Below are 14012 nucleotides of genomic sequence, written 5' to 3' on the forward strand. Positions count from 1 at the left end.
CGTAACTGCTTTGTGGTCGCGGACCGGCCCCTCACCGGTCAGCTCGCCTGCGACCCCCGCGCCGCAGGCAGAATCACGTTGTCGATCACTCGGAGGATCAGGTCGTCGGTCGGCTCGACGCCGAGCAGGAAGGCATGGTGGATGATCACGGCCGGAAGCGTGTTGGCCAGCAGTTCGACGTCGATGTCCGGGCTGACCTCGCCGCGGTCGACCGCACGCTGGTAGACCGTTGCCACCAGCCCCAATCGCGGCGCCAGGAACCGCTCCCGGAACGCGTTCTGCAGTTCGGCGTCGTGCTGCAGAGCCGTCAGCAGCCCCGCCATCACCGACATCGGCATCTCGTCGGTGAAGCCACCGGCGCCGCACGCCAGCGAGATCAGGTCACCGCGCAGGCTGCCGGTGTCGACGTTCTCCGGCATCGGGCAACCCTTGGCCCGGCTGACCGCGTCCACCACGAGCTCGGCCTTGCTGGTCCAGCGCCGGTACAGCGTCGCCTTGCTGGCCTTCGCCGCCGTCGCCACCGCGTCCATGGTCAGCCGGTCGTACCCCAGCTCGGCCACGAGCGCGACGGTCGCGGCGAGGATCTCTTCCTCACGACCACCTTCGACCCGCGGACGGTGCCGCACTCCGGCTGTCTCGACCATGATCACCCTGTGTGAGTTCGTAGTAGCAGATAGAACGAAACGGTTTCGTTCTATCCACGACTCTACGACTCATGTGAAGGGATGCACAAACAATTTTGCCAAGAACCTGACCGTGGCCTAGGTCACTCTCCGTACCAGTTGAACCAGTGGTACGCCGCCCGTCCGCGTGATCGCGGGCCGCCTCCGCCCCGTGGGTTCACCCAGGAGATGGTGGGTTGGCTAGTCGCGTGCGGTACGCCAACCCACCCTCTGATGGGTCAACCCATCAGTTGAACCAGTGGTACGCCGTACGTCCGCGTGATCGCGGGCCGCCTCCGCCCCATGGGTTCACCCAAGAGATGGTGGGTTGGCTAGTCGCGTGCGGTACGCCAACCCACCCTCTGATGGGTCAACCCATCAGAGGCGGGCGGGAGCGGGCTCGGCGCGAGGTGGGGTGGGACGGGGCGGCACGCCGCGGCGGCGCGGCGGGGCGGCGCGGCGGGGCGGCGCGGCGGGGCGGCGCGGCGGGGCGGCACGGCGGGGCGGCGCGGCGGGGCGGCACGGCTCGGCGCGGCACGGCGCGGCGCGGGGCGGCGCGGGGCGGCGCGGGGCGGCGCGGCGCGGGGCGGCGCGGGGCGGCGCGGGGCGTCGCGGGGTGGGGTGGGGTGGGGTGGTGGGTCAGTCGTCGTCTTCGGCGGAGCGGGCCTGTTCGATCCGCTGCGACATCCTCGAGGCCCGGCGTTCGATCTGGCCGGCCAGCCGCTCGCGGGCGGCGCGCAGTACGAAGATGGAAAGGATCGAGGACAGGATCAGTGCCAGCAGCAACAACGGGAAGACACCCAGCCGGGCGCTCAGCGAGAACCACAGAACGGCGAAGCAGACCGCGAACAACGCGGCCCGCAAGCCGGTGTAGACGGCGAACTCCTTCATCTCACACCCCGGCGTAGGAGTGCATACCGGAGACCAGCAGGTTCACTCCGACGAAGTTGAAGATGAACACGAACCACCCGACGATCGCGATCGTCGCGGCGTTCCGGCCCCGCCAGCCGGCGGTCGCCCGCGCGTGCAGGTAGGCGGCGTACACCACCCAGGTGACCAGCGACCAGACTTCCTTGGGGTCCCAGCCCCAGTACCGGCCCCAGGCGTACTCCGCCCAGATCGGTCCGGCCACCAGGACGCCGAAGGTCCACAGCGGGAAGGCGAACGCGAGCACCTTGTACGCCGTACCGTCCATCGCCTCGGCACTCGGGAGCCGCCGCAGCGACGCCGACATCGTGCCGCCGGCCAGCACCCGGCGCTCCGCACGGGCCTTGACCAGGTAGAGCACCGACACCAGACCGCCGATGGTGAACGCGCCACCGGAGATGGCGGCCGCGGACACGTGGATGACAAGCCAGTACGAGTGCAGCGCCGGCACGAGCGGACCGGCCGGGGTGTAGAGCGCGAGCGTCGCGAGCCCGAGTACGGCGGCGACCACGAGCGTCACGCCGAGACCCAGCCACTGCAGCTTGTAGCGCTGCACGAAGATCAGGTACACGGCCGCGACAGCCAGCGACGCCGTGATCGAGAACTCGTACATGTTGCCCCACGGCACCCGCCCCGCGGCGAGGCCGCGGGTCACCACACCCGCGAGGTGCAGCACGAAGGCCAGGTAGGTCAGCGTCAGCCCGATCCGGCTCGCCGCCTCCATCCGCTCCGCCCCAGGAACGACGGTCTCGGCCACCCCAGCCGAAGCGGTGCCGCCCGAAGCAGTGCCGGCGGTGACCCCTTCGCCACCGGACGCGACCAGAACGTCCTGCTTCACCTCGGCGTCCTTGACCACGACGGCGCGGCCGAGCGCCCATTCGAGCGCGTGCGACATCATCGCCAGCGCGTAGATCACCGTGGCGGTCGGGACGACCAGGTTGGAGACGTGCGCGAAGGTCTCCGCACTCATGGCTGCTCCTGGGTGCTCGATCGGTCTGGTTCTGGTTTCAGGCTGTCGGTGATGGCCCGGATCTCGTCGCCGAGCCCCCGCTCGGGTCCGCGGTCCAGACCCGCGACTTCGACAACGGTACGCCCGTCTTCGGTGCGGACGCGCACCCAGGTACGCCGCGGGTGCACGAACAGTGAGCCCATCAGGCCGAGGATGGCCAGCAGGATGCCCGCCAGCGCCAGATTCGTGCCCGGAGTGTGGCTGACCTGCAGCTTCACCCAGCGGCTGTAGCCGTCGAAGGTGATCGACCCGGCCTTGTCCGGCAGCGTCGTGGTCTGCCCGGGCGCGAGCTGGAAGCGCAGCTTGTCGCCGTCCTTCTCGAATTGGGTCAGCTTCGACTTGTCCAGCTGGTACACCGACTCCGGTTTCCCGGTCTCGGGCTGCGGGCGGCCGTAGTACCCGGTCATCACCAGCGCCGGGTTCAGGTCGTCGGGGAAGACCGAGACCGGGCCGCGCTGGTCGATCACCGCGGTCGGCAGGAAGAAGCCCTCGAAGCCGAGCTGCATCGGCCGCGCGTCCGGCGCCTTGATCACGCCGAACGACGAGAAGTTGCTGTCCTGCGGCAGGAACGGCGCCGGCCCGGAGAACGCGACCTGCCCGTTGCCGTCCCGCACCGTGACCCGCGGCGCGTAGCCGTGGCCGAGCAGGTAGATGCTGCTGCCGTCGAGCTTCAGCGGGTGGTTGACCTCGAGCTGGTACGACTTCTCCGGCGCGTCCGGCGTCTCCTGATAGCTCAGCTGCGCCTTGAACTCGCGGGCCGCGCCCTTCTGCGGACCGTCCTGCTGGAACTTCACCTCGAAGTCCTTGACCGTCAGCGAGAACGGCGGCAGGTTGTCGCCGTCGAACACCCGGCCCGGCGCGAAGTCGTCGTACTGCGCCAGTGAGTTCGCGAAACCGTTGCCCACGACAACCAGAACGGTGCCGCGGTAGCCGAACAGCGAACCCCAGGCGACACCGATCAGCGCCAGGATCAGGGAGAAGTGGAAGAGCAGGTTGCCGGCCTCGCGCAGGTAGCCGCGCTCCGCGCCGACCGCGCCGTCGTACGCCTGGACGCGGAACCGGCGGCGGCGCAGCTCACGGGTGGCGGTCGCCAGGAAGTCGCCCTCGGAATCGATGGTGAAACGCTGGTAGCCGGGCAGCCGGTTCAGGTTGCGCGGCGGCTTCGGCGGGCGGGCCCGGACCGCCCTCAGGTACACGCCGAGCCGGGGCACCACACACCCGATCAGCGAGATGAACAGCAGCAGGTAGATCGCCGAGAACCAGGGCGACTTGTAGACGTCGAACAGCCCGAGCTTGTCGTAGAACGGGCCGAGCTTCGGATGCGCGGTGAGGAAGTCCGACACCTTGATCGGGTCGATCGGCGTCTGCGGGATGAGCGATCCCGGCACCGCACCCAGCGCGAGCAGGAACAGCAGCACCAGCGCGGTCTTCATCGAGGTGAGCTGGCGCCACATCCAGCGCAGCCAGCCGACCAGGCCGAGCGCGGGCGGTTCGTTCCCGGAGCCGCCGGTCGGTGCGGTGATGTGGTCCTTGACGTCGGTCACATCACACCGCCGACCCGAAGTTGGCGACCCACTGCCTCAGGTCCGCGGTCATCGAATCCCACACTCCCGTCAGCAGCAGCAGTCCCACCGCGATCATCAGTACGCCGCCGATCCGGATCACCAGCACCTGGTGCCGCCGGACCCACGCGACGGCGCCCAGCATCCGCCGGAACGCCAACGCCGCCACGATGAACGGAATGCCCAGCCCGAGGCTGAACACCAACGCCAGCGTCGCACCCCGCCCGGTGCTGCCCTCGGTCGCGGCCAGCGTCATCACGGTCCCGAGCGTCGGACCGATACACGGCGTCCAGCCGAATCCGAACAGTACGCCGAGCAGCGGCGCGGCCGCGATCCCGACCGCGGGCACCCGATGCACCCGCACGTCCTTCTGCAGGAACCCGAATCCACCCAGGAAGACCAGTCCCAGTACGACGGTCAGCCCGCCGAGCACCCGGGTGATCGCGGTCTGGTGCTCGATCAGCAGGTCGCCGGCGGTGCCGAACAGTACGCCGGTCAGGATGAAGACCGCCGAGAATCCCGCCACGAACAAGGCGGTCCCGGCCAGCATCCGGCCGCGCTGCTTCGAGCCGAGCTCGGCCGCGGACAGCCCGGTGACGTAGGACAGGTAGCCGGGCAGCAGCGGAACGACGCAGGGCGAGAAGAACGAGATCGCGCCGGCCAGCACCGCGATCGGCAGTGCCACCAGCATCGAACCCGTCATCGATTGCGCGAACCACTCACCCATCAGGTCAACCGGCGTCCTTGACCATGCCCAGCAGCGTCTGCTTGGTCACGTCGCCGATCACTCGCGCCGCGACCTTGCCGGTCTTGTCGATCACCAGCGTGCTCGGGATCGACGCCGCCGAGATCTGGCCGCGGAAGCGCAGCAGCGACTTGCCGTTCGGGTCGTACACGCTCGGGTACTGCACGCCGAACTCCTGGACGAACTTCTTGGCCGGCGCCGGGTCGAGATCGCGCGTGTTCAGGCCGATGAACTCCACCGACGGGCCGAGTTCCTTGTTCGCCGCGACCAGGTCCGGCGCCTCCTTGCGGCAGGGCGGGCACCACGAGCCCCAGACGTTCAGCACGACCACCTTGCCCAGGTGGTCCGACAGCGTCCAGGTCTTGCCGTCGAGCGTCGTACCGGTGAACACCGGCGCCGGCTTGCGGTCGGCCGGGGCGAAGACGGACACGTTGTGCGTCCCGCTCACGAATCCGGCCTGACCCTGCCGGTTCTCCGCGGCCTGCTGCCCGGACGAGCACGCGGTCAGCGCCAGCACCAACCCAGCCACCACAGCGGCCGCACGCTTCATCACGCGCCCCCGACGAACTTCTTCGGGTTCTTCACCGGCAGCATGTCTTTGGCCGGCTCGGCGTATCCGACGGAGACGATCGACTCGCCGTGGAAGGTGAACGAGGTCAGGCTGGCCAGGCTGCACTGCCGCTTGCGCGGGTCGTGCGGCAGCCGGCGGCCCTCGATCGCGGACCGGACGATCCAGATCGGCAACTGGTGCGACACGATCAGAGCCTCGTGCCCGGCAGCCTTCTGCCGAGCGGTCTCGATCGCGTCACGCATCCGCCGGACGATCTGCTGGTACGGCTCGCCCCAGGACGGCTTCAGCGGATTACGGAGCAGCCACCAGGCGCCCGGGTTCTTCAGGGCTCCGTCGCCGACACCGAACTTCTTGCCCTCGAACAGGTTCGCGGCCTCGATCACCCGCTCGTCGATGTCCGGGGTCAGCCCGAACACCTTGGCGATCGGCTCCATCGTCTCCTGGGCCCGCTCCAACGGCGAGCTGACCAGGTGGACGATGTCGCGGCCCTTCACGGACTCGGCGACCCGCTCGGCCATCGCCCGGCCCAGTTCGGACAGGTGGAAGTCGGGGATCCGGCCGTAGAGCACACCGGTCGGGTTGTGCACCTCGCCGTGACGCATCAGGTGCACGACCGTCGTTTCGGTCACCGCTGCCGTTCCCTTCAGTTCGGTACTGCGGCCGCCGCGGCTGCCGCAAGGGCCAGGGCGGACTCGAGTTCGGCCAGCGCGTCGTCGTCGATGGCGGCGCTGACGAACCAGGCCTCGAAGGCGCTCGGCGGCAGGTAGACGCCGGCGTCCAGCATGGCATGGAAGAACGCCGCGAACCGGGGCAGCACCTGGGCGCTCGCACCGGCGAAGTCCCGGATCTCGGCAGGTCCCTCCTCCGACTCCACGAAGAAGACGCTGAAGAGGTTCCCGGCCGCCGAGATGACGTGCGGCACACCTTCCTTGTCCAGCGCGGTCGAGACCAGCCGCTGGATGGTGGCCGACGTCTCGTCGAGCTTGGCGTAGACCTCGTCGGTGGCCAGTCGCAGCGTGGTCAGGCCGGCGGTGGTGGCGATCGGGTTCCCGGACAGGGTGCCGGCCTGGTAGACCGAGCCCTCCGGCGCCAGGTGGGCCATGACGTCGGCCCGTCCGCCGAACGCCGCGGCCGGGAAGCCGCCGCCCATCACCTTGCCGAACGTCATCAGATCGGGCCGTACGCCGTCGACGCCGTACCAGCCGGAGCGGGTGATCCGGAAGCCGGTCATCACCTCGTCGGAGATGAACAGTGCGCCGTTGTCCTTGCAGGTCCTGGCCAGGAAGGCGTTGAAGTTGTCCCGGGGCGGTACGACGCCCATGTTGCCGGGTGACGCCTCGGTGATGACGGCCGCGATCTGGTCGCCGTACTCGGCGAAGGCGGCGGAGACGGCGGCCTGGTCGTTGTACGGCAGCACGATGGTGTCGGCCGTGGTCGCCTCGGTGACGCCCGGCGTACCGGGGATGCCCAGCGTCAGAACGCCGGATCCCGCCTGCGCGAGCAGCGCATCGACGTGCCCGTGGTAGCAGCCGGCGAACTTCACGATCTTCGCCCGGCCGGTGTACCCGCGGGCCAGCCGGAGCGCGGACATGGTCGCCTCGGTGCCTGACGACACCAGCCGGACCTTGTCCACCGGGGTCCGCGCGACGATCTCCTCGCCGAGCAGTACTTCGGTCTCGGTCGGCGTCCCGTACGACGTACCGCGGGCGACGGCGGCCTGCACCGCGGCGGTCACCTCCGGATGGGCGTGGCCGAGCAGCATCGGCCCCCAGGAGCAGACCAGATCGAGGTAGCGGTTGCCGTCGACATCGGTGATGTGACATCGATCACCCGATGCCATGAAGCGCGGTACGCCGCCAACGGCGCGGAACGCTCGTACGGGAGAGTTGACCCCGCCCGGCGTGACTGCGGACGCCCTGTCGAAGAGCGTGGCGGACTGTTCTGTGTGGTCGGGCACGGCCGCCATTCTTCCCGACCGGCCAGGCGGGCCGATGGGCGGGCAGCCCGGTTCGGTCCCATCGGGGGGTTCACAGGAGCGTTGTTACGCGCCAGTATGGGTACCCGGTAACCGGCCGTAGATGGTCTGAGTTCGGTGCGTAACCCACGCACGGACTGGACGTTAGACCCAGTACGACGGCAACCGACAGCGACGAAATGATTTGTCCGCAGCGTGGGGCTGGACAGGTCGATGAGTCACGGAGGGATCATCGATGGCGAAGGGCAAGCGCCGCGCCACGGGTAGCGGGTGGCGTCAGGTGGCGCCGCTCATCCCGTTGGCGTTGTTCGCGAGCGCATTCACCGTCAGTGCCACGGATGATCCGGCGATCGCCACGGCGTCGCTGGAGCAGGGTCTGTCCGGCAAGAGTCCGGTCGTCGTACCGAAGCAGCCGATCGCCGAGCCGGCCAACGTGCCGGTGCCGGGCGTGGTCGGCCACGGTGTCGACCCCGGCGAGCAGCCGACCCAGGTCGTCTCCGGCCTGTCCCGCAACGGGATCCCGAATGCCGCGTTGAAGGCCTACTCCCGGGCCCAGCAGGTGATGGCGCAGGTCGATCCGGCCTGCAACCTGCCGTGGACGCTGGTGGCCGCGATCGGCCGCGTCGAGTCGAACCACGGCCGCTTCGGCGGCAACGCGCTGAACACCCAGGGCGTCGCGGTGCCGGGCATCTTCGGCCCCCGGCTGGACGGCCTGCGCACGGCCAAGATCAACGACACGGACGCCGGCGCGTTCGACGGTGACGGCGCGTTCGACCGCGCGGTCGGGCCGATGCAGTTCATCCCGGGCACCTGGCGGTCGATGGGTGTGGACGGCGACGGCGACGGCGTGCGGAACCCGCAGGACATCGACGACGCGGCCATGTCCACCGCGGTGTACCTGTGCTCCGGCAAGACCGACCTGTCCAAGGCGAGCGACCTGAACTCCGCGATCCTGCGCTACAACCACTCCCAGCAGTACGCCGATCTCGTGATCAGCATCGCCGAGGCGTACGCCGGTGGGAGTTGGATCGCGGTCGGCAACGGGACCGAGAGCGACGGCCAGGGCATCGACACCGCCGGCGACCAGGTCGGCGACCCGACCATCGACGCCCCGGCCGACAACAACCTGCCGCAGGCGAACGACCTGCCCACCTACCCGGGCGCCGCGAAGCCGACGACGGGGCCGGTCCAGGGTGGCGACGGCAAGCCGGGCACGCAGCCGACCAAGACCCCGCCGGGCAGCAAGCCGACGACGCCGGGCGACCAGCCGTCGACGGACGACCCGACCACGCCGAAGCCACCGACGTCTAGCAAGCCGCCGGCGCCGGGCGTCGCAACCCTGCAGACGGCAGCCGGCCTGATCGTCGGCACGGTCGGCAGCACCGTGACCGAGTTGACCAGGGCCACGCAGTACTGCCAGGCGGAGATGAAGAAGGTGACCATCACCTCGCCGACGCAGGACCAGCTGCAGAAGTGCGTGACGGCGTACCAGACCGGCGGTACCGCGGCCGTCGACCAAGTGATCCGCAACCTGCTGTCCGTGCTCGGGCTGCTGGGCGTTCTCGGTGGAGGCATCCTCGGGAGCTGATCCACACAGACCGGCGCGCCTGCCCCCACCCCTCCCTTGGCGCGCCTCTGGCGACGCCACGGAGCAACTCCCCCCGGCTTCGTGGCGTCGCCCTTTTGATCGATCACATCACTGCACGGTCCACGCCTTCTCGATGGTCTGGCTGAGCTTGTTGCCGACCAGGTCGGTCGCCGTGACCCGGAGGTTCGCCGACGACGCTCCCGCCGGCGCGGCCGGGATCCGTGCGGTGACCGTGCCGTCCAGTCCCTGCGGGAACAGCGTGAGCCGCTGCCACGTCGTCCCGTCGTACGAGATCTCGGCGGTGGTGCGGAAGATGCCCAGGCCGTGCACACCCGGCTGGTACGCCGGCTTGAGCTGGAGCCGGTCATCGGCCCGCTGGTAGTCGACCTGGACGAGCGGGAGCACCGATCGCCCGCTGGTCGGCTTGGACAGGAAATGCCACTCGGTGTGGGTCGCGGTCGAGGTCTTGGCCCAGCTGCTCGGACCACGCTTCTGGTCCAGCGTCAGGTCGTACCACGCGGCCTTGGCCGGCACCGCGAACTGGCCGACGGACCAGTCCTCGCTGCCGAGTTCGACACCGTTGCTGCTGAGCTTCATGCTCGTCGTGTCACCGCGGTCGCCCCAGCCGTAGACGGTGCGATCACCACTGACGTACTGCGGAATCGCGAACCGCAGCGCGTTCTCGTACCGCGCCGGCGGCCAGCCCTGCACCTCGTTCCCGGCTCCCCCTCCGTCCGGAACGGCAGGACGCGTCAGCGACTCCCACCAACCACGGTTCGCCTTCTCGTTCGGCCGGTAGCCGCGCGCGATCGTGTACTCGAAGCCGGACTCGTTCCAGTCCCCTGCCGACGTCTGCTCGTCCCAGAGGACGCCCTGCACGTCGCTGGCGAGGTAGTCGGTACGCGTGACCGGTCCGGTGACGCCACGGATCGCGCTCAGACCGGCCGGCACACCGGGCAGGTGCGCGATCCGCTCGTCGTTGTGCAGCTTGAACGCGTCGTTGCGCTGGAAGTCCGTGGTCACCACAGCCGGCCGCAGCTTCGCGACGTCATAGCTGAGCGGGCCGCGTACGACCGACGGCCCGAGGACCACGTCGTACCGGTAGGTGCTGTCACGCAAGCCGTTCAGCCGCACGGACACCGGGCCCTTGGACAGTACGTCGAGCAACTGCCGGCCTTGCTCGGCGCGCAGCAGGTAGAACGGGACGCCCTGGTTGGAACTGGTCGACCAGAAGCCAGGAATCTCGTTGTACATCAGGACGAACCGCGCCCCCGCCTCCTTGGCCGCGGTGATCTGCGCCGCCGTCTGACCGGAACCCCGGAAGCGCAGCAGAACCGCGGCATCCTTGGCCCCGGCCAGCTCGGCTGCCGTCCCATCGCCTCCGTTCACCAGAGGCATTGTCGTGCTGCCGACGTACGACGAGTCGAAGGTCGTCTCGCTCGGGGTCGGCAACCGGAAGGTCCCGTCCACGCCGGTGACGTCGGCGGTCAGCTCGGGCTGGGCGAGATCCCACCGCTGCACGACCTGGAAGGTGCCGTTGGCAACCTTCCCGAAATCCTGCACGTAGATGCCGCCGGTGGCCCGTTGCGGCACCGTCCAGCCGGACACCGCGTCACGGGCGCCGACCGAGCGGTGCCAGGCGAACCCGACCTTCTGCGCGTCGGCCGGGCGCGGGGTCTTGATGGTGACCTTGTTCGCCGTACGGGCGTCGAAGCTGAAGGTCCGGTCGCCGTCGATCCACTCGTCCGGATCACCGAGCAACGAGTACGAGTTGGACCAGCCGGCCTGGTCGGCGCCGACCACGAACACCATGACGGCGTAACGTCCGGTCGGTACTTCGAGGGTCCGGCTGCCGGTGGCGCTGTCGAAGGCGACCACCTTCACCGCGCCGGTGTCCTGGTTCCACAACTGCACGCCGCTGGACCCGCCCTTGAGACTGGCGGGCTTGCCGTCGCGACCGATCGCCTTCACGGTCACGGAGTTCAGCCGCCCACCGGCCGCGAACCCGAGCCCGGTCCGGTACGACGTGTGGCCGCTGCGGGCCGTGAGCACACCGGTGTACTTGGCCGGCTGGGTCTTCGCGAGGTCGAGGGTGACGGTGGCGGACGCCGTACCGCCGGCCGGGATGGTCAGCCGCGCAGGGCTCACGGTGAGTGCCGCGTTCACCCTGCCGGGCGACTGCGCGCCGACGCTCAGGTCCAGCGTCACGTTCCGGGTGGAGTTGTTGCGGTAAGCAACCGTACGGCCGACCGGCGCCGGGGCCGTCGTACCGCTCCAGGAAAGATCACCGAAGAACAGGCTGGCCGCATCCGGCAGGATCACCGGGTCGAGGGCGTTCGGGATGTCGATCCGGCCGAGGCCCTGCTGGGCGGGGGTCGCGTCCTTGGACGGCACCGCTGTCGCGGCGAGCACGGCCTTCAGTTGCTGACCGGACCAGTCCGGGTGCCGCTGGGCCAGGATCGCTGCCGCACCGGCCACGTGTGGCGTGGCCATCGAGGTGCCGCTCAGCCTTGTGTAGTACTGGCCGAGCACGTGGCCTTGTTCGGTGCCGGCCGCGCGGGCGGCCGCGATCTCCACGCCGGGTGCAGTCACCTCGGGCTTCAGCGCACCGTCGCCGAGCCGCGGACCACGGCTGGAGAAACTCGCCAGCTTGTCGTCACGGTCGACTGCGCCCACGGTCAGTGCCTCCGACGCCGCACCGAGCGAACTGACGGAGTCCTCCGTACCGGCGTTGCCTGCGGCAACGACGAACAGCGCACCACTCGACTCTGACAACCTGTCGACGGCCTGGCTCATCGGATCGGAACCGTCGGACGGCTTGCCGCCGAGGCTCATGCTGACGACCTTGGCACCCTGCTGCACCGCCCACTCCATGCCGGCGATCGCCTCGGAGTCGAGACCGTGGCCGCTGTTGTCGAGCACCTTGCCGATCAGCAGGTCTGCGCCCGGCGCGACCCCCTTGCGCGCACCGTCGGACGCCGTACCGAGGCCGGCGACGATCGACGCGGTGTGGGTGCCGTGGCCGTGCAGGTCCTGGACCGGCTGGTCCGGGACGAAGCTCTGGGATGCGACGACCTGCTGGGCGAGGTCCGGGTGGCCCGCGTCGTAGCCGGTGTCGAGCACCGCCACCTTGACGCCCTGGCCGTCGTAACCGGACCGCCAGGCGGTCGGCGCACCGATCTGTTGCGTGGACTGGTCGAGGGTCGCCTCAGTCCGGCCGTCGAGCCAGATCTTGGACACCTGGCTGCCGGTCTTGAAGGTGGTCGGGCCGCTGATGCTGCTCCAGAACGTCGTCGCGTCGGCCTTCTCCACACTGACCGCGGTGCTCCCGACGCTGGGGAGAGTACGGCGTACGGTCGCGGCCTGCGGGGCGGCCGGCGTACTGCGCAAGGTCGACGGCGCGGCCAGGAGGAGTGGGAGTTCGTCGCTGCTCGCGTCGTCGTACCCCTGCTCGACCAGCTCGGTGAGGTTGAAGAGGCGCTCGTCCAGGCGGCCCTCGCTCAGCAGCGGGTACGCCGAGGCCGGGACCACGCTGAGGTCGCCGTCGAAGCTGCCGAAGTAGTACGGCTCGTCGCTGGTCAGGTGGGCCGAGACCTGGCCGTTGGAGTTCGTGGTCAGTTCGGCAACGTCACCGGTCAGCAGCGTGATCCGGTGAGTGCTGCCGGCCGGCGTCGCCTGCGTGGTGGTGGCTCCGGCGTGCGCCGGGGTGGTCGCCAGCAGCAGGGAACCGGCGACCACCGCCGTCGCGAGCAGGCCCGCGGTGAGGCGCGGCGATCGAGTAGTCACGGGGCGGTCCTCCCGATGCCCCGACCCTCGCGAGGCCATCCTCGCGAGCCTGTCAGTCGCCCCCGGCCCGGTCCACCGATGCCGGTGACGGACTCCCGCCATGGCCGATTCTGGTCAGCCCCGCCTCCGTGCGTAAGGGGTCAGGCGAAACGCTTGGTGACCTGCTCGACGCGGTCCATCAGATCCAGGTCGTAGGCGACGCCGGGGACGTAGAAGATGACATAGTCGGCGCCGGCCTCGAGTGCCGCCTCGACCTTGTCGGCGATCTCGTCCTCGGTGCCGATCAGGTTGTCCCGGTCGAACTTCTCCCGGTTCATCGGGCCGAGCGCCTTCTCGGTCGCCTTCTGCGGGTCGTCACCCTTGTCGATCGGGAACACGTTGAAGTTGGTCGACTTGATGATCTCGTCGTAGTCGCGGCCGACGGTCTCGCAGTGGCCCCGCAGGATGGCCGCCTTCTCCTTGAACACCTCGGGGTTGCCGCCGCCGATGTTCGCCGCGTCGCCGTACTGCGCGACCAGCTTCAGCGTGACCTTCGGGCCACCGCCACCGATCCAGAACGAAGGGTGCGGCTTGCGCACGCCCTTCGGCTCGTTGATCGGCTCGTTGATCGAGTAGTGCTTGCCGTTGTAGACCGGCTTGTCCTCGGTCCACATCTTGTAGATGATCTCGGTGGCCTCCCGGAACGCGGCCATCCGCGGCGGGATGTCGGTCCACTCGTAGCCGTAGGCCTTCCATTCGTGCTCGTACCAGCCCGCGCCGATGCCGGCGTACAGGCGGCCGTGGCTGGCGACGTCGACGGTGGACGCGATCTTCGCGTACAGCGCGGGGTTGCGGTACCCGTTGCAGCCGACCATCTGGCCGATGTTGACCCGGCTGGTGTCGCGGGCCAGCGCGGCGGTCGCACTCCAGCACTCGAAGGTGGTGTTGTCACTGGGCTCCGGCACGGTGTGGAAGTGGTCGAACAACCAGATCGAGTCCCAGGACTGCTCATCGGCCCGCTTGGCGACATCCGTCATCGCCTCCCACTGCTCCACCGGATCCGCGATCTGCGCCAGATCCATCTTCCAGCCCTGCGGGACGAAAATCCCGAAACGTGTAGTCATGCCCTCATCCTTTCCGGCCACGCCGGTCAGGGTCCATCACTCTGGCTACTGAATTCGTTCTCAATCAGACCACTCCAACTTCTG

General features: G+C 69.3%; 11 protein-coding genes. 1 reads left to right on the top strand and 10 read right to left on the bottom strand.

The features are described 5' to 3' along the window. Positions 1–38: 38 nt before the first annotated feature. The 8 genes from ACIBG5_RS17375 to hemL form a co-directional block, all read right to left on the bottom strand. Entirely contained in the window at positions 39–644 is a 606-nt protein-coding gene (locus ACIBG5_RS17375) for a TetR/AcrR family transcriptional regulator C-terminal ligand-binding domain-containing protein (RefSeq protein ID WP_396392502.1), read from the bottom strand. Between the two features lie 657 nt (positions 645–1301). Then, complete coding sequence (locus ACIBG5_RS17380) at positions 1302–1553, bottom strand: DUF4229 domain-containing protein (RefSeq protein WP_396392503.1); 252 nt, start codon at positions 1551–1553, stop codon at positions 1302–1304. Position 1554: 1 nt separating this feature from the next. Beyond that, on the bottom strand, positions 1555–2559 hold the full coding sequence (gene ccsB, locus ACIBG5_RS17385) for a c-type cytochrome biogenesis protein CcsB (RefSeq protein WP_396392504.1): 1005 nt from the start codon (positions 2557–2559) through the stop codon (positions 1555–1557). Further along, positions 2556–4142: a cytochrome c biogenesis protein ResB gene (locus tag ACIBG5_RS17390; RefSeq protein ID WP_396392505.1), complete on the bottom strand. Its 1587-nt coding sequence runs from the start codon at positions 4140–4142 to the stop codon at positions 2556–2558. Before ACIBG5_RS17390 ends, ccsB begins: the two co-directional genes overlap by 4 nt. Position 4143: 1 nt before the next feature. Beyond that, positions 4144–4887, bottom strand: coding sequence for a cytochrome c biogenesis protein CcdA (locus ACIBG5_RS17395; RefSeq protein ID WP_360450276.1), 744 nt, complete (start codon positions 4885–4887; stop codon positions 4144–4146). Between the two features lie 4 nt (positions 4888–4891). Continuing rightward, the gene (locus tag ACIBG5_RS17400; RefSeq protein WP_396392999.1) at positions 4892–5455 is read right to left on the bottom strand and encodes a TlpA family protein disulfide reductase; all 564 of its coding nucleotides are present in this window, start codon (positions 5453–5455) and stop codon (positions 4892–4894) included. Further along, positions 5455–6105 carry a histidine phosphatase family protein gene (locus ACIBG5_RS17405; RefSeq protein ID WP_396392506.1) on the bottom strand — a complete coding sequence of 217 codons (651 nt, stop codon included), beginning with the start codon at positions 6103–6105 and terminating at the stop codon, positions 5455–5457. The genes ACIBG5_RS17400 and ACIBG5_RS17405 overlap by 1 nt, the downstream gene beginning before the upstream one ends. A gap of 14 nt (positions 6106–6119) precedes the next feature. After that, a complete protein-coding gene (hemL, locus tag ACIBG5_RS17410) occupies positions 6120–7442 on the bottom strand; it encodes a glutamate-1-semialdehyde 2,1-aminomutase (protein WP_396392507.1) in 1323 nt (440 codons plus the stop codon). 244 nt (positions 7443–7686) lie between these two features. On the opposite strand from hemL, the gene ACIBG5_RS17415 reads away from it, so the two are divergent. Next, on the top strand, positions 7687–9039 hold the full coding sequence (locus ACIBG5_RS17415) for a lytic transglycosylase domain-containing protein (protein ID WP_396392508.1): 1353 nt from the start codon (positions 7687–7689) through the stop codon (positions 9037–9039). A 108-nt stretch (positions 9040–9147) separates the two neighbouring features. Here the strand turns inward: ACIBG5_RS17415 and ACIBG5_RS17420 are convergent, their stop codons facing one another. Continuing rightward, positions 9148–12825, bottom strand: a complete 3678-nt coding sequence (locus ACIBG5_RS17420; protein ID WP_396392509.1) for a S8 family serine peptidase — start codon at positions 12823–12825, stop codon at positions 9148–9150. A gap of 140 nt (positions 12826–12965) precedes the next feature. After that, positions 12966–13928: an LLM class F420-dependent oxidoreductase gene (locus ACIBG5_RS17425; RefSeq protein ID WP_360450263.1), complete on the bottom strand. Its 963-nt coding sequence runs from the start codon at positions 13926–13928 to the stop codon at positions 12966–12968. Positions 13929–14012 lie beyond the last annotated feature (84 nt).

Origin of the sequence: Kribbella sp. NPDC050241 (assembly GCF_044459685.1) — a bacterium.
In the GTDB taxonomy this organism is placed as follows: Bacteria; Actinomycetota; Actinomycetes; order Propionibacteriales; family Kribbellaceae; genus Kribbella.